The sequence below is a fragment of the Chryseobacterium aquifrigidense genome, from assembly GCF_006716485.1.
Lineage (GTDB): Bacteria > Bacteroidota > Bacteroidia > Flavobacteriales > Weeksellaceae > Chryseobacterium > Chryseobacterium vietnamense.
Window position 1 is genome coordinate 1529288 of the sequence record NZ_VFPD01000001.1, and the last position, 17574, is coordinate 1546861.

The following is a 17574-nucleotide window of genomic DNA, read 5'->3' on the forward strand; positions in this document are numbered from 1 at the left end:
GAACACAGAACCTTCAAAAATATAAAATCATGCCAAAATAAAACGATATTTACAAGGTGTGAAATTGATAAAAATTAAACGCTTTTACAAAACATACTATATACATTACGATATATTATTAAAAACAATAAAATACTGATACAAAATCCCGCGAAAAAAGATGATAAAAATCAGAAAATATTACAAAATTTTATTCCAAGATAATAATTCAGGGATTTTGGGATGCAAAAAACATATGAATTTTAAGTTATTTTTAAGTTTTCTAAATATTAAGCATTAAAAAAATGAAAAATTCTCACCTAATTACACAACATTCAGAGAAAACCAATATTAACCTTATTTACAATATGTTACATAATAAAAAATCTCTCTAGTTGGATAGGATATTTTTATTTAAACCATCAAATTAATAAAAAAATAACATTTTTTTCTTTGCATATTGAAAAATAATATTAGTTTAGGAGCCAGAATAATGTTTTATAAAAAACTACGCAATCGATTGCACTAAAGCGTAAGAAAATATTAAAAAGCTTCATGACCACTAAAGTCCGCAGAATAATACTTAACAGTCCAAAACAAGAACGATTGAAAAAACTTTCAACCAAGAATTAAAACTATAAGGATACAAAATGGATAAAAGAGTACAATCAATAAAGTGGTTATATTTAACTGTTTTTCTGCTTCCTGTCCTTGCAATGGCTCAAGAAAAAGAAACAAAAAAAGATAAAGAAACCAAACTGGATGATGTGGTTTTAGTGGGATATACAAAGGTTTCTAAAAAAGATGTTACCAACGCTGTTTCTTCGGTGAAAGGCGAAGCGCTTAAAGATATGCCGTCTACCAATGCTGCTGAAGCTATCCAGGGAAGACTGGCCGGAGTGCAGGTTTCCCTGAGTGAGGGATCTCCCGGAGCTGATGTGGATATTGTCATCCGCGGCGGAAACTCCATCACTCAAAGTAATGCCCCGCTCTATATTGTAGATGGTGTGCAGATGGATAATGCCCTGACGATCTTATCGCCAAAGGAAATAGAATCAATTGAGGTCTTAAAAGATGCTTCATCAACCTCTATATTCGGTTCAAGAGGAGCCAACGGTGTCGTTCTGATCACGACAAAAGGAGGCCGTAAAAAGGGGAAAACAACAATCAATTATAATGGTTTTGTAGGAGTAAGAAGTATTCAGAATAAGCTTAATGTTCTGGATCCTTATGAGTATGTACTCTATCAGTATGAACAATATTATAAGAATGGAGACCTAAAAGATATTGAAACTTTTAATACCCGCTACGGAACATTTGATCAGCTGGATAAATATAAATCTGTCAAGAATGTAAACTGGCAGGATAAACTTTTTGGAAGAGAAGCCTTCAACTTTACTCATAATGTATCTCTATCCGGAGGAAATGAAAATTCGGCATTCTCTTTAACTCTGAATAATGTAGAAGAGGACGGGATTATGATTGGTTCCGGATTTAAAAGAAATATGGCCAACTTCAGATATGATTATGATATTTCAAAAAAACTGACCATTGGTCTTAATGCCCGTTACAGCCGCCAAATGATTTATGGTGCTGGAACTTCTGCTTCCGGTTCGCAAACGACCAACAGATTGAGAAATGCTATAAGATATCAGCCTTTTGAAGGAGGTTCTACGGTAGATGTTGATGAATTTGATCCGTTATTCGCAGATCAGACCAATCTTGTCAATCCAATTCTATTGGCCAATGATGAAGTAAAAGAAAGCGGAAGAAATGATTTATTGCTTAATGCAACGCTTGATTATAAAATCAGTAAAGACTTCACTTTCCGAAGTGTAATCGGATATGTACAGAGAGATCAGATTGTCAACCAGTTCTCCGGTCCGGTAACCAACCTTGCAAGACAGAATAATGATCAGCCTGTAGTATTTTTAAGCAACGCTCAAACCAGAAGAATTACCAATACCAATACCCTGAATTATAGAAGAACCTTTGGAAATCATAAGCTGGATTTGCTAGCAGGTCAGGAAACGGTAAGAACAGACGGAGAATCAACATCTATTAATATCAAATGGTTCCCGAAATCCTCTTCAGCACAGGAAGCATTTGCCAATTCGCAGCTGGCTTCTCCTCCGTCAGGAATGATTCAGGATGCTCCTAAAACCGCAAGAGAAGTAGACCGCCTGGCTTCTTTCTTTGGAAGAGTAAATTACATCTATAATAATAAATATATCGCAACGGTATCCATGAGAGCTGACGGCTCAAGTGTTTTCAAACCAGGCCCTAACCAGTGGGGATATTTCCCAGCGGCATCTTTAGCATGGAAGATCAAAGAAGAAAATTTCTTAAAACAGAGCAATTTTGTCAATGAACTGAAGCTTCGTTTAGGATACGGAAAATCGGGAAATAACAGAATCGGAGCCTTTTTATATGATACCTTCTTCACCTCTTCTTCAGATTATGGATATGCTTTTGGGACCAGTGTTACACCTGGTGCTACAACGGGAAATATCATGGCAAACCCTAACGTGAAATGGGAAACTGCAACCTCTTATAATGCGGGGATAGACTTTGGTTTATTCAAGGGAAGACTTTATGGTACCCTTGATGTCTATAAGACTCATACGAAGGACCTTTTATTACTGGCTAAAATACCACAGACCTCAGGATATGAATTTCAATATCAAAATTCAGGAAGCAGTGAAAATAAGGGGATCGAATTATCAATGGGAAGTACCATCATCAGTAAAGAAAATTTTTCATGGAAGATTGATGCCAATATCTCATCCAACAGAAATACGATCAAAAGCTTAGGAAATAATGCCTCCGCAAGTTCCAATTCTTACTACTACCCTTCCGGATGGCAGAATAACCTGTTTGACTTCCTGGTACAGGTAGGCAAACCGGTAGGAACTTATTGGGGATATGTAACGGCCGGTAGATATGAAGTGAGTGATTTTAATTATGACTCAGCCACTCAGATTTATACGTTAAAAACAGGAATTCCAAATTCTGCTGCAGTAGCCAACGGTGCCAAAGCTATACAGCCGGGAGATCTTAAACTTCAGGATCTTAATGGCGACGGTGTCATTGACAGCAAAGACATGACTGATCTTGGAAGCGCACAGCCTAAATTCTACGGTGGTTTTACCCAGACCTTCCGATATAAGAACTGGGATATGAGCCTTCTTTTCAATTTTTCCATTGGAAACAAAGTGTATAATGCCAACAAAGTAGAATATACAACCCAATACCTGTACAAGGATAATAATATGCTGGCAGAAGTAGCAGACCGATGGAGATGGTTTGACAATGCAGGAAATAAGGTAACAGACCCAACGGCTCTTGCTGCCCTTAACGCCAATACAACTATGTGGACTCCGCCTGCAGGGGCTTACTTCCTGCATTCGTATGCCATTGAAGACGGTTCTTTCTTAAGACTGAATAACCTTACCATAGGATATAGTCTGCCAAAAGGATCTCTGGAAGCCATCGGAGTGAAAAACCTGAGACTGTATGCTACCGTGAATAATTTATTTACAATTACCGGCTATTCAGGATTTGATCCGGAAGCCAATACAAGAAGAAATCCATTAACTCCGGGAGTTGATTATTCAGCTTATCCAAGAAGCAGATTTATCTTATCAGGAGTAGATATCACTTTCTAAAACGAACGCTATGAACAAAAATAAATTTTCAAGCCTTTTTTTATCTCTTGCCTTTGTGGTGACCCTGAATTCATGCAGCGAATATTTAGAGGTAGAAAACCTTTCCAACACCGCAGAAAAACAGCAGTTTGACTCAGCGCCGGATACTTTTGCTGCTCTTGTGGGAGTTTATAACAGTGCTATGGGTGACAATACCTATGGACAAAGAATGAACCTTATTCTCTCTCAGTCAGGAGACGACTTCAGAACGTCAGGAGATTACAATGCCAATGACAGAAGAGGAGTCAGCTGTTTTGGAGCAGTTCCTACCAATACAGAATTATTAAGACCTTTCCTTGATACTTACACAGGTATCGAAAGAGCCAATCTTGTTATTAAAAATATTCCGCTTTCTCCGGTGTATCAAACCGGATCCGCAGCTGATAAAAAGCTGATGGACCGTTATCTCGGTGAAGCTTTGGCATTAAGAGCAATGTTCTACTATGATCTTATTAAAAACTGGGGAGATGTTCCATTTCAGGACAAACCTTCAGTTGATCTTCCTTCGGTATATTTACCTAAAACAGACCGTGATATCATTTATGATCAGATACTGGAAGATCTTGCTAAAGCTTCAACCTTAGTTCCATGGAAATCTGAAGGAGGAACTACGGCACAAAGACTTTCAAAAGCTGCAGTAAAAGGATTAAGAGCGAGAATAGCCCTGGCAAGAGCAGGATATTCTCTGAGAAGAAGTCCCCAATTAATGGTACAAGGCTCCAATCCTCAGAAATATTACCAGATCGCATATGATGAGTGTAAAGAAATCATCAATTCCGGGCAGCATAAGCTAAATCCCAGCTATGAAGGTCTTTTCAGATCGCTGCATACCAACAGTCCGGATACAACGAATGAAATTATTTTCGCTGTCGGAGCGTTTGGAGGAAATTCACGAACAGATTCTAAAATCGGATATTATAATGGGTTAAGACATGATGACTCAGACTGGAAATCAGCAGGAGGAATCAGTGCTATTCCTACTTATTTCTATGAATTTGGTAAAAATGATTTGAGAAGAGATGTTAATATTGCTATTTTTAGAGTAAGTACAAGTAAACAGGAAGATCTTCAAACCTCTATCAACTGGAACGATGGAAAATTCAGAAAATCCTGGACAAGCATTACAGGAACTTCCCAGAATTTAGGAATTGACTGGCCGCTTTTGAGATACGCAGATATTTTATTAATGTTTGCAGAGGCAGATAACCAACTTCACAGTGCGCCTTCTCAGGAAGCTATTGATGCCGTAATTGCTGTCAGACAAAGAGCTTATGCCGGAAATCCAGGCCAGGTGGGAACAATTCCAACTTCAAAAAATCAGTTTTTCCAGTATATTGTACAGGAAAGACTGCTGGAATTCGGAGGCGAGGGATTAAGAAAATATGATCTGATCCGCTGGAACCTTCTTGAAACAAAAATCAATGAAACCAGACAAAAATTAACAGATTTCATGAACGGTACCGGAGCTTATGCCAACGTTCCTGAATATATTTTTTATAAAAAACCGGCATCAACCGTTATCAATTATGTTCCTACAAAAACAGCACAGCAAAATGTACTGGACATGGATATTTATGTCAACGGAATCAACAAAGCCGATGTTTTCTACAATCCTAACCAAAGTGTTGCCACGCCTTCAGGATATACAAAAATCAACTGGAGACTTGCTATGACACAGCCTTACATCAACGGAGATCCTGTGAAAAGCTATGCTTATTATTTCCAGCCTAATAAAAAGGAACTTCTTCCTATAGCCCTGGATGTAATCAATTCAAATTATAATCTTACCCAGGATTACGGATACTAGACAGTTTAAGTTTACATTCATATCAAAAATACAGGCTGATCTCTTTAGGAACACAGCCTGTATTTTAAACCAAAATTGCTTTATGAGACATTCCATCCTTTTTAAAAACTGTACGCTGTTTTCTGCTTTTTTGATTACTGTATTCAGCCTTCTTTCTTTCCGGACCAGGGAGAAAACCCTCCTGGTTTCGAAAGACGGAAAAGGTGACTTTACAACCATTCAGCAAGCGATAGATGCAGTTGAAAACAACTCTTATCTGAGGACAAAAATTGTTATTAAAGCTGGAATTTATAAAGAAAAAATTGTTATTCCTGAATCGAAAGGTCCTCTTTTTCTGGAAGGTGAAAATTCTGAAAAAACAATCATTACTTATGATGATTTTGCTTCTAAAAAAAATGCAGACGGAAAAGAAATAGGAACTACAGGCTCGTCTACTCTATTTATTTACTCCGATGATTTTAGTGCTAAAAATATTTCATTTGAAAACAGTTCAGGGAGAGTCGGACAGGCCGTTGCAGTATTGACTTCAGGTGATAGAATCGCTTTTGAAAACTGCAGGTTTTTAGGAAATCAGGATACTTTATATCTGAAAGGAGTTCAGGATCTTCAGGATAAGACAAAACCATCAAGAAATTATTTTAAAAACTGTTATATAGAAGGTACTACTGATTATATTTTCGGGGCAGGAACCGCTGTTTTTGAAAACTGTATCATTTATTCCAAAGAAACGGCAAGCTATATTACAGCAGCTTCTACTCCACTGGAAAATAAGTTTGGTTTTGTGTTTATCAATTCTAAAATTATCGGCAATGCAAAGGAACATTCGGTGTATCTGGGGAGACCTTGGAGGCCATTTGCTAAAACTGTTTATATTGATTGTGAACTCAATTCCACAATAAAACCTGAAGGATGGCACAACTGGAGTAAACCTGATGCTGAAAAGACAACATTTTATGCAGAAAGCCACTCAAAAGGTACGGGAGCAAATCCCATGCAGAGAGTTTCATGGTCACATCAGTTAACCCAACAGGAAAGAAAAAAATATACGGCAGGAAATATCCTGAAAGGCATGGATAGCTGGAATGCAAAAAAGAGTTTAAAATAATTCAACCCTTCAAAGAGAATTTTTCAATCATGACAAAGAGTTTCATCAGAATATTCGCTACCGGAATTTTATGCAGTATTTCCACGCTGATCAATGCGCAGGAAGTATTGAGCTTTCCGGGTGCTGAAGGTTTTGGAAGATTCACAACGGGCGGTCGTGGCGGAAAAGTATATTTCGTAACCAACCTGAAAGACGATCATTCTGAAGGAACATTAAGATATGCCCTGAACCAGAAAGGGCCGAGATATATTGTTTTTAAAACCAGCGGAACCATCTATCTTGAATCTCCTTTAAAAATAAAAGAAGGTAACGTCACCATTGCCGGACAAACCGCTCCCGGAGACGGCATTACCGTTGCCAATTACGAAACATTTATAGCGGCTGACAACGTTATTATCCGCTATCTGAGATTCAGAATGGGAGATCAGAAAAAATTTGAAGGTGATGCTTTGGGTGCAAGATTCATCAAAAATCTGATAGTAGATCATTGCTCTATGAGCTGGTCCACAGACGAAACTGTTTCCATCTACGCCAACGAAAATACAACCTTGCAGTGGTGTATTATTGCGGAAAGCCTCAGAAACAGCTTCCATCAGAAAGGAGCCCATGGTTACGGAGGAATTGCCGGAGGTAAACAGGCATCATTTCATCACAATATATATGCTCATCACGATAGTAGGAATCCACGATTGGGAGAATATGCAGGAAGTAAATTTGCCCTCACCGACCTTACTGATTTCAGAAATAATGTGATGTATAACTGGGGACACAACAGCATATACGGCGGTGAAGGAATGAACGTCAACATCATCAATAATTATTACAAACCCGGACCTGCAACCATCACCAGACAAAGGATTATTGCCATAGATAAAAATGAAAATCCGAAAACGGAAGTCTACAATACCTGGGGAAAATACTATATCCATGGAAATGTCATGGAGGGAAATCCTGAAACTACCAAAGACAATTGGAAAGAAGGTGTTTTTAATCAGATGAAATCCTCGTACAATCTAACGGAAAAAGATAAAAATTCCATAAGGATTAATCAGCCTCACGATATTAAAAATAATACCATCACCCATACCGCCCAGAAAGCCTATGAAAAAACTTTACAATATGGAGGAGCAAGCCTGGTACGTGACGCTGTTGATCTGCATATTATAAAAGATATCAAAACCGGAAACTTTACTTATAGAGGATCAAAAGGAAGCACAAATGGAATCATCGACTCTCAGGAGGATGTGGGTGGATTTCCAAATTTGAGGCAGGAAAAACCACTCCCAGATTCAGATAATGATGGAATTCCTGATGAGTGGGAAATTAAACATCATTTAGACCCGAAATCCGCCAATGCCTATGGCAGAGATCTGGATAAAAATTATGACAATATTGAGGTTTATTTCAACGATATCGTCAGTAAAATAACCGATGAACAACGTTAATAACCATGAAAACTCTTTGTTACAAATCGGTAAACTAATAAGAAAAAGTATGAAATTCAGCTTATTTACAATATGTATTGCGGGAACTTTTATCAGTTCAACTCTTTCAGCACAGACTTCTGTGATTGAAAACAGTAAGAAAAATCCTAAAGCACCATTTTCCTACGCTGAACTTTCTGTAAAAGAAGGCGGCCAATGGGAAGGCAATCAATACATCGGCGGAACTTTTAAAAACGTTCAGGAACTTACCCTGCCGGAAACCCATACGGATCACTCCTCATATATCAGATATGAAGGAATTGGTCTGGAAAACAATCAGATTGGCTACAGGCTCTATCTGGACTGGAGAAATGCTACAGATATTTTTGGTAAAAAAGTAAACACTCTGGTATTACCGGAAGTCGGTCAGGATGGTTTTGAATCTTATCATCATGATGCTCCGTGGGGACAGGATATCCTGAAGTCCGGCCGTACCATCGGAATCGGGTCTTACGGAAGATATGATGAACAGAATGATTATGTTGAAACTTTTAAAATCGTAAAAAAGACTACCACAAAAGTGGTCAATGAAAAAGACCAGTCTTATGCCATTATCAATTACAAGGGATGGAAAACCTGGGGTAATCCGGTAGATCTGCAGTCAAAACTGACTATTTTACCCAAAGATCGTTTCGTAAAAGTGGACCTTACCCTAAACAATAGCCTTTCAGGTTTATGTACGGGAATTGTTGCTTTTAAAGACATTCCTTTGAAACAGGGAATCAGTAAAAATAAAAAATGGGGCTATATTGCGACTTATGGACCGCAAACTTTAGCCAAAAAAGAAGACAATCTGGGAATGGCAGTCTTCTATCCTATTGAAAGTCTAGATCAATATGTAAAGACAAAATCTACCCATACGATCATTTTCAAAAAGACCAAAAATGTATCTTATTACTTTTTAGGAGCCTGGTCACAGGAACCCAACGGCTTAACTACCGAAGACTCTTTCTACCAGGACCTGAATAAAAAACTGGATATTCTGGATAAAACTCAACAACTTTAAAGTTTAAAATCATGAACTTTATTAATAATTCTATTACAATCTATGCATTGGCAGCAGTATGTTCAGGACTCTTTTTTTCCTGTGCACAACAGCCACTGCAAAATTCTTCATCCGAAATACAATCAAAAGTAAACGGAAAAATTTCAGCCAAACTTCCATGGTCGGAAAGAATGCTTCTTTCTGAAATACAACGCTTTCCTCAGGCATGGATGCTGGATTATAACAAAGCGCCCAAATGGAGCTATCCCACAGCCATCGTTCTGGAAGGTGCTGAAAGGTTGTTTGAAAAAACGGGAAACAAAGAATATTACAGATACATCACAACCTTTGGTGATACCATGGTGAAAGAAGACGGAAGTGTTGTTTCTTATGATCTTTCCAAATACAATATTGATATGCTGAATTGTGGAAATGTACTTCTTTACCTCTATCAGCAGGAGAAAAAAGACAAATACTTAAAAGCTCTGCAAACCCTGCGCTCTCAAATTGATGGCCAGCCAAGAACTTCAGAAGGCGGTTTCTGGCACAAGAAAATTTATCCTAACCAGATGTGGCTGGACGGGTTATACATGGGTGAGCCATTTTATGCCCATTATACCCATGATTTTTCAAAAGGCGAAGAAGCTGAAAAAGCTTACAACGATATCATCAATCAGTTTGAACTGATTCAGAAGCACCTTTTAGATAAAAAAACAGGACTTCTCTATCATGCCTGGGACGAAAGCAGAGAACAGCAATGGGCAAATAAAGAAACCGGACTTTCACCAAATTTCTGGTCAAGAGCAATGGGCTGGTACGGAATGGCTATCGTAGATGTACTGGATTATCTGCCTCGAAACCATCCGGGAAGAGCAAAATTACTTGCCTACCTGAAATCTTACTGTGATGCTGTTATCAAAGTTCAGGATTCCAGGACAGGACTTTGGTATCAGGTATTGGATAAAGGAGGAGAAAAAGGAAACTACTTGGAAGCAACAGGTTCATCTATGTTTGTGTACACCATGATAAAATCTGTCAACAAAGGATATTTATCCAAATCATATAAAGCATACGCCAAAAAAGGATACGATGGCATTATCAAAAACCTGATTACAGTAGATGAAAACGGTGTTGTCAGCTTAAATAAATGCTGTGCTGTGGCAGGTTTGGGCGGAACACCTTACAGAAGCGGTTCTTATGAATATTATGTAAATGAAGAAGTCCGTTCCAATGACCCAAAAGGAACAGGTCCGTTTATTCTTGCCAGTTTAGAATTTGAAAAATAAAAAAGGATTGAGAAACTCTTAGCCAGATAATGTATAATCGATTGTATGAAGACAAAAAGTGTTTTAAATATCATTACCCTTACAGCCTTTTCGGCAGCTTCTACCTATCTTCAGGCACAGGAAAAAAAATATGTTTCCGAAGTATGGACTGCTGATCAGGGGAAAAACTACAGAAATCCTATTTTATATGCAGATTATTCAGATCCGGACATTATCCGGGTAGAGAATGATTATTATATGACGGCCTCCAGTTTCAACGAAGCTCCCGGATTGCCTGTTCTTCACTCCAAAGATATGATCAACTGGAAACTGGTTAATTATGCAATCCAGGATATCTTGCCACCCGAACACTTTTCAACACCCAAAAGAGGTGATGGCGTTTGGGCACCCAGCCTCAGATTTCATAAAGGAGAATTTTATATTTACTGGGGAGATCCGGATTTCGGAATTTATATGGTAAAAACTAAAGACCCTCTGGGAATCTGGGAGAAACCGGTTTTGGTGATGGAAGGAAAAGGTTTGATTGATTCCTGTCCTTTCTGGGATGAAGACGGAAATGCCTATCTTATTCATGGCTGGGCCGGAAGCCGTGCCGGAGTCAAAAGTATGCTAACCCTCAATAAAATGAATCCGGAAGGAACAAAAGTACTCGATAAAGGAATTCACGTTTTTGATGGTCATGATGCTCATCCTACCATTGAAGGGCCTAAAATGTATAAAAGAAACGGCTATTATTATATTTTTGCCCCCGCAGGTGGTGTTGCAACAGGCTGGCAGCTTGCGCTGAGATCAAAAAATATATATGGCCCTTACGAAGAAAAAATTGTTCTGGAGCAGGGCTCAACAACCATCAACGGACCTCATCAGGGAGCATGGGTAGATACCCCTTCCGGAGAAAACTGGTTCTATCACTTTCAGGATGTGGATGCGGGCGGAAGAATTGTTCACTTGCAGCCAATGAAATGGGAAAAAGACTGGCCCGTAGTGGGAACAGACTATAATAAAAACGGAATCGGAGAGCCTGTTGTAAGTTATAAAAAACCAGATGTTGGACAATTATATCCTGTTGTCACCCCTTCTGAGACCGATGAATTTGATGGGAAGAAATTAGGTTTACAATGGCAATGGAGCGCGAATGAAAATATTGTATGGTCTTCCAAACTTCCCGGACAGCAATTTTTAAGGTTATTCTCAATAAAAGTTCTTGAAGGTGAAAAAAACCTGTGGAATGTTCCGAATCTGTTAACCCAAAAATTCCCGGCTCCTAATTTTACTGCCACAACAAAGGTAAAATTAGTTCCCGAAGAAGCTAAGGATGGAAAAACTGCAGGATTACTGATTATGGGACTAGATCATGCATCACTGGTTATCACCAACAAACCTGACGGCTATTACCTACAACTAAGGAAAGCTGAAAAAGCAGACAAAGGCGGTGAGGAGAAAATACTCTGGGAAACTCAGTTAAAAAGCAATGAGGCTTATTTAAAAGTGAATGTAACCGAACCCAATGGATTGTGCCAGTTCAGTTACAGCGAAAACGGTAAAAATTTCATCAAAGCAGGTGACGTTTTCCAGGCAAAACCGGGAAAATGGATTGGAGCAAAAGTAGGGCTTTATAGCATCAGTACGCCAAAAGCACCCAGAGGAGGATATGCTGATTTTGATTGGTTCAGAATTACTAAAAAGTAAAATAATATTGGTAAATGTTAAGAGGCTAACGATAGCAAAAAGCACTGTTTTAAGATATTTATGCGCTTTAAATCAGAGAATAAAAACCTCGCGCCTTTGCGATTACCCAACAAAAAAGTCATGAATAAAAGAATATATAAACCCATTTTGTTTTTATTAAGTATCTTATTTCTGTCAGCATGCCAGTCACAGGATAAAGCACAAAAAACAGCAGTAAAAACAGATAGAAAAGTAACCCATATTTACCTCATCGGAGATTCCACAATGGCTGATTATACCGGAGATTATGATCCCGGAAAAGACTATATGAAAGTCCGGTATCCCATCACAGGCTGGGGACAGGTTTTTCAGCTTTTTTTTGTAAAAGACAGTATACAATCTCTGAAACCTGGGATCACAACAGATTCCGTAGCGGTTATTGACAGGGCTCATGGTGGAAGAAGCACACGAACTTTTTTTCAGGAAGGAAGATGGCGGTATGTCTATGAACATCTTCAGGCTGGTGATTATGTGATCATGCAGTTCGGGCATAATGACAGCTCAGAAAAGCATCCTGAACGCTATGTGAACATTCAGGGATATAAAGAATTTTTACGTTTATTCGTTTCTCAGACGAGACAGAAAGGAGGAAATCCCGTTATTGTAACTCCAGTTGCCAGAAATTATCCATGGAAAGACGGAAAACTGGAAAATGTACATGGAGATTACTGGCAGGCCCCGATTGATATTGCCAAGGAAATGAATGTTCCCTATATCGATCTTAATAGATTATCGATGGAATACTTTACAAAAAAAGGACAGGATTTTACAACCATTCATTATTTTATGAACCTTCCTGAGAACTTGTATGAAGCCTATCCAAAAGGACAGAAAGACAATACTCATTTTCAGCCTGAGGGAGCAAAAACAGTCGCCTCTTTAGTGTATCAGGAATTAAAAAAAATAATTAAAACTCAAAAAAAATAACATGAAGAAGTCACTTACAATGATCGGTTTAGCCACAGCAATAATGTTTTCGGGGCAAGTTTTTGCTCAGAATCTGGAGATTTACAAAAACATTGAGTTTACAATGCCTCAGGTTGCAGAAACCACTTTTCCTTCCAATACAGTTTCCATCGCACAATTTGGCGGAATCTCAGGTGGAAATGTAAAAAATACGGCAGCTTTCAAAAAAGCCATTGAAGACCTTAGTAAAAAAGGAGGTGGAAAACTGGTGGTACCAAGAGGAATGTGGTTAACAGGTCCTATTGAATTGAAAAGCAATGTCAATCTTCATGTAGAAGAAGGCGCATTTATTATTTTCAGTAAAGATAAAAATGATTATCCTTTGGTAGATGTAAGTTTTGAAGGATTAAATACCATCCGTTGCCAGTCTCCTATCTCCGCAAAAAATGTTACGAATATTGCCATTACAGGAAAAGGAGTCATTGATGGAAGCGGTGACGCATGGAGGGCTATCAAAAAAAGTAAAGTTGCAGAATCTGAATGGAAAGAAATCATAAAATCGGGTGGAATTCTATCTTCCGATGGCAAAACATGGTACCCTTCAGAAAGCTATAAAAAAGGATTTGAAAGCAGCTCAAGCTTTAATGTTCCTGATAAAATATCCAAAAACGAACTAACTACCGTAAAAGATTTTCTACGTCCGGTGATGGTAAGTCTGGTGGGTTGCGACAAAGTATTGTTAGATGGTTCTACTTTCCAGAATTCCCCGGCGTGGAACCTTCATCCGCTGATGTGCTCCAACCTGATCCTAAGAAATCTTACCGTAAGAAATCCATGGTTTTCACAAAATGGCGATGGTGTAGATCTGGAATCATGCAAAAATGTTCTGATCTATGACAATACATTTGATGTGGGTGATGATGCTATCTGTATCAAATCCGGAAAAAATGAGGATGGCAGAAAAAGAGGAATGCCTACAGAAAATGTAATCATCAAAAACAATGTAGTGTATCATGGCCATGGAGGATTTGTCGTGGGAAGTGAAATGTCCGGCGGAGCAAGAAACATTCATGTATCTGATTGTACTTTCATCGGAACAGACATCGGGCTTCGTTTTAAAACAACGCGTGGAAGAGGTGGAATTGTAGAAAATATTTATATTAAAAATATTGATATGATTAATATTCCTACCCAAACAATTGGTTTCAATATGTTTTATGAAGGTTCTTCTCCGGTTTTAGAAGACGGACAGAAGCAGGAAGGAAACAAGACCCCCGAAAAAGTGTATCCTGTAACAGATGAAACTCCGGTTTTCAGAAATATCTTCTTTAAAAACATCAATGCCGTTAATTCTTATGAAGCCATCACTCTATTGGGTCTGGCAGAAATGAACCTTAAAAATATTGTGATTGAAGATTCAAAATTTGATACCAAAAAAGCACTGACTATTGTTGATGCAGACGGAATTCAATTAAAAAATGTAACGTTGAAATACTCTGAAGGTACGGGAGCAACAGTTTACAACAGTAAAAATATTAACCTTGCTGATGTAAAATTTGAATCCCCAATCAAACCTTATATCAAAATTTTAGGAAACAAAACGGAAGCTGTTATTTTGCCAAAAGAAATGCGATCCGACAAAAATTTGCTTTCTATAGGAACAGAAGTACCTAAGAATGCAGTAAAATAATATAATTTGTAAGAATCCGGCTCATGATTTTTAACAAAAGACATACTTATATTTCTATTTCTATTTTATTCGTAGGGACGATGGCATTCGGGCAGATGAGACCGAATGCTTCTCCTTACACCAATGAAGGTACTTTTGAAAAGCTTAAAAAGAAATACAGCTTTATTACTCCTATTGACCGTCCGATACCCCAAAATATCAGAATTGATAAAGATGTTGAATATGGCACTGCTCATGGAATTTCTTTAAAAGCAGATGTTTACTACCCTGCTGATTCGTCAAAAAAACATGCAGGAATTGCTATGGTACATGGTGGAGGCTGGATTTCCGGAAGTAAGGAAAATGAAAAATACATGGCAATGGAGCTGGCATCAAAAGGTTTTGTGGTCATTGCTGTTGGTTATCGCCTTGCTGATATAGCCAAATATCCTGCAGGTATTGAAGATATTGAAGCGGCTATTCAATGGGGCAGAAAAAATCACAGACGATATGCTTTAGATCAAAATAAAATGGCAGTTTTAGGTGAGTCTGCCGGTGCACAGATGGCGACCCTGGTAGGCGTAAAAGCCAAAAACAAAATAAAGGCGATCATCAATATTGACGGAATTGTTTCGTTTATACATCCTGAAGCTGAAGAAAGTACGTATGCCTCTTACTGGCTGGCTGGTGACAGGGATATCAATCTCAAAAACTGGACGGAAGCCTCACCGTTGGAATATGTAAATCAACATACACCACCTACTCTTTTCATCAACAGTTCGCAGTCCAGATTCCATGCAGGAAGAGATGATATGATGAAGAAATTGCAGTCTTATGACATCCCTACTGAATTTTATGAAATCAAAGATTCTCCGCATTCATTCTGGTCGGCAGAACCATGGTTTACAGAAACTCTGAAGTATACTGTAGATTTTTTAAATAAGGTTTTAAAATAGCTTTTAATCTCAAACGGATCAAATAAATGGTATGAAAAAATTACTTTTAATTCTATTCATAACAGCAGCTCAACTGCTATGGGCAGGCGAACCATACATTACGATTACAGTTGATCAGAAAGGAAACGGAGATTTTACCTCCATTCAAAAAGCCATCAATTCTATAAGGGATCTGGGGCCTGCCGAGGCATTAATCAAAATAAAACCGGGGACCTATCATGAAAAGATAGAGATTCCCTCTTCGAAACATAAAATCACTCTGGAAGGTGAAAACAAAGAAAATACGATCATTACCTATAACGACTTCTCCGGAAAGCCAGATGTGTTCAATGAAAAGATGACGACGTTCAATTCATATACGGTATTGGTAATGTCGGATGATGTTAAAATTACTAATCTCACCATTCAAAACAGCTCATGCAACGAAGGGCAGGCTGTTGCTCTTCATGTAGAAGGTGATCGTTTTATCATGGTAAACGCTGCTATTTTGGGATGTCAGGATACTTTATATTCTGCGACCAATCACAGCAGGCAATATTTTAAAAACTGTTATATAGAAGGAACTACAGATTTTATTTTCGGACAGGCTACTGCCGTATTTAAAAACTGTACGATTAAAAGTCTCGCTGATTCTTATATCACTGCAGCCGCCACCGAAATTGACAGGAAATATGGTTTTATATTTTTTGACTGTCAACTGATTGCAAAAGATGGCATTTCCAAAGTTTTTCTGGGAAGACCTTGGAGACCATACGCAAAAACAGTGTTTATCAATACAGAAATGGGAAAACATATTCTTCCCGAGGGCTGGAACCCATGGAAAGGCGACAAAATGTTTCCTGATAAAGAAAAAACCGCCTACTATGCAGAATCCGGAAGTAAAGGGGAAGGTGGAAACACTTCAAAACGCATCAACTGGTCTCATCAACTCACCAAAAAAGATCTGAAAAATTACACCCTGGAAAAAATATTTGATGGCTGGAACCCAAAATATTGAATTGTTGAACAGACGCATAGGGGAAGATTAATCCAAGAAAATCAGAAACTTCCACCAGTTTTTATGATTGAAAATTTTATCGAAGATAAAATCATTGCGCCCTAAAACACTGTCTTTTAACTTCATTAGCTCCTTTGTGTTTTTCCAGCTTACTTGTCTGATGATGTAGAAATTATAACAAGACAAAAAAAATTATAAAAAACAACTATGTATAAAAAGCTTACCCTACTTCTTTTCTTCCTCTCAATCATGACGTGGGCACAACAACCTACCCTGTTTCTGATTGGTGATTCAACGATGGCCAATAAAGAAAATCCTGATAAAAACCCGGAACATGGCTGGGGACAGATGTTTCCCTCTCTGTTGACCTCCGGAATATCCGTTCAGAATCACGCCACCAACGGGAGAAGTTCAAAAAGCTTCAGAACGGAAGGAAGATGGAATAAAGTAATAAATCAGCTTAAGAAGGGAGATTTTGTCATTATTCAGTTTGGACACAACGATCAGAAAATTAATGACTCGACACGGTTTACCAATCCATATACTCAATACAGAGCCAACCTTGAAAGATATGTGAACGAAGCGAGATCTAAAGGTGCTATTCCCATTCTGATGACGTCTATTGCCAGAAGAAACTTTAATAAGAATGGTGTTTTGATGGATACACATAAAGAATATCCTTTGGTAGTAAAAATGGTTGCCAATGATCTTAAAGTTCCTTTTGTGGATTTACAATTATTATCAGAGCAACTGGAAATTTCTTATGGTCCGGAAAATTCAAAAAAGTTGCATCTGCATTATAAAAAAGGGGATGAAAATTATTATCCGGAAGGAAAAGATGATGATACTCATTTGTCAAAGCTGGGAGCTGAATCCGTTGCAAAACTGGCAGCGGCTTCATTGAAAAGTCTAAACACCGGATTAGAGAAATATATTAAATAAAAAAATTTACGATCTGTGCGGTT

At 38.2% G+C, this 17574-nt stretch carries 12 protein-coding genes; all 12 read left to right on the top strand.

The genetic code is table 11. The annotated features are described in order from the left end of the window. Positions 1 to 629 precede the first annotated feature (629 nt). The 12 genes from FB551_RS06785 (at position 630) to FB551_RS06840 (ending at position 17551) form a co-directional block, all read left to right on the top strand. A complete protein-coding gene (locus FB551_RS06785) occupies positions 630 to 3647 on the top strand; it encodes a SusC/RagA family TonB-linked outer membrane protein (RefSeq protein ID WP_047430165.1) in 3018 nt (1005 codons plus the stop codon). A 10-nt stretch (positions 3648 to 3657) separates the two neighbouring features. Beyond that, positions 3658 to 5493: a RagB/SusD family nutrient uptake outer membrane protein gene (locus FB551_RS06790; RefSeq protein ID WP_142016270.1), complete on the top strand. Its 1836-nt coding sequence runs from the start codon at positions 3658 to 3660 to the stop codon at positions 5491 to 5493. An 82-nt stretch (positions 5494 to 5575) separates the two neighbouring features. Further along, the gene (locus tag FB551_RS06795; protein WP_047430159.1) at positions 5576 to 6598 is read left to right on the top strand and encodes a pectinesterase family protein; all 1023 of its coding nucleotides are present in this window, start codon (positions 5576 to 5578) and stop codon (positions 6596 to 6598) included. Positions 6599 to 6627: 29 nt separating this feature from the next. Next, entirely contained in the window at positions 6628 to 8043 is a 1416-nt protein-coding gene (locus FB551_RS06800; RefSeq protein WP_047430157.1) for a pectate lyase, read from the top strand. Positions 8044 to 8092: 49 nt separating this feature from the next. Then, on the top strand, positions 8093 to 9088 hold the full coding sequence (locus FB551_RS06805; RefSeq protein WP_047433240.1) for a DUF4861 family protein: 996 nt from the start codon (positions 8093 to 8095) through the stop codon (positions 9086 to 9088). An 11-nt stretch (positions 9089 to 9099) separates the two neighbouring features. Continuing rightward, entirely contained in the window at positions 9100 to 10353 is a 1254-nt protein-coding gene (locus FB551_RS06810) for a glycoside hydrolase family 88/105 protein (protein WP_047430154.1), read from the top strand. Positions 10354 to 10398: 45 nt separating this feature from the next. Beyond that, positions 10399 to 12042, top strand: coding sequence for a glycoside hydrolase family 43 protein (locus FB551_RS06815; protein ID WP_047430151.1), 1644 nt, complete (start codon positions 10399 to 10401; stop codon positions 12040 to 12042). Between the two features lie 120 nt (positions 12043 to 12162). After that, positions 12163 to 13008 (top strand): rhamnogalacturonan acetylesterase, encoded by an 846-nt coding sequence (locus FB551_RS06820; RefSeq protein WP_047430148.1) that lies wholly within the window; start codon positions 12163 to 12165, stop codon positions 13006 to 13008. A 1-nt stretch (position 13009) separates the two neighbouring features. Further along, entirely contained in the window at positions 13010 to 14677 is a 1668-nt protein-coding gene (locus FB551_RS06825) for a glycoside hydrolase family 28 protein (protein ID WP_047430145.1), read from the top strand. 23 nt (positions 14678 to 14700) lie between these two features. Then, entirely contained in the window at positions 14701 to 15612 is a 912-nt protein-coding gene (locus tag FB551_RS06830) for an alpha/beta hydrolase (RefSeq protein ID WP_052186955.1), read from the top strand. A 31-nt stretch (positions 15613 to 15643) separates the two neighbouring features. Continuing rightward, a complete protein-coding gene (locus tag FB551_RS06835; protein ID WP_047430142.1) occupies positions 15644 to 16609 on the top strand; it encodes a pectinesterase family protein in 966 nt (321 codons plus the stop codon). Positions 16610 to 16816: 207 nt separating this feature from the next. Next, positions 16817 to 17551 (top strand): rhamnogalacturonan acetylesterase, encoded by a 735-nt coding sequence (locus FB551_RS06840; protein WP_047430139.1) that lies wholly within the window; start codon positions 16817 to 16819, stop codon positions 17549 to 17551. Positions 17552 to 17574 lie beyond the last annotated feature (23 nt).

Coding starts and splice junctions, on each gene's coding strand:
- FB551_RS06785 (WP_047430165.1), top strand. CDS start 630: ATGGATAAAAGAGTACAATCAATAAAGTGGTTATATTTAACTGTTTTT.
- FB551_RS06790 (WP_142016270.1), top strand. CDS start 3,658: ATGAACAAAAATAAATTTTCAAGCCTTTTTTTATCTCTTGCCTTTGTG.
- FB551_RS06795 (WP_047430159.1), top strand. CDS start 5,576: ATGAGACATTCCATCCTTTTTAAAAACTGTACGCTGTTTTCTGCTTTT.
- FB551_RS06800 (WP_047430157.1), top strand. CDS start 6,628: ATGACAAAGAGTTTCATCAGAATATTCGCTACCGGAATTTTATGCAGT.
- FB551_RS06805 (WP_047433240.1), top strand. CDS start 8,093: ATGAAATTCAGCTTATTTACAATATGTATTGCGGGAACTTTTATCAGT.
- FB551_RS06810 (WP_047430154.1), top strand. CDS start 9,100: ATGAACTTTATTAATAATTCTATTACAATCTATGCATTGGCAGCAGTA.
- FB551_RS06815 (WP_047430151.1), top strand. CDS start 10,399: ATGAAGACAAAAAGTGTTTTAAATATCATTACCCTTACAGCCTTTTCG.
- FB551_RS06820 (WP_047430148.1), top strand. CDS start 12,163: ATGAATAAAAGAATATATAAACCCATTTTGTTTTTATTAAGTATCTTA.
- FB551_RS06825 (WP_047430145.1), top strand. CDS start 13,010: ATGAAGAAGTCACTTACAATGATCGGTTTAGCCACAGCAATAATGTTT.
- FB551_RS06830 (WP_052186955.1), top strand. CDS start 14,701: ATGATTTTTAACAAAAGACATACTTATATTTCTATTTCTATTTTATTC.
- FB551_RS06835 (WP_047430142.1), top strand. CDS start 15,644: ATGAAAAAATTACTTTTAATTCTATTCATAACAGCAGCTCAACTGCTA.
- FB551_RS06840 (WP_047430139.1), top strand. CDS start 16,817: ATGTATAAAAAGCTTACCCTACTTCTTTTCTTCCTCTCAATCATGACG.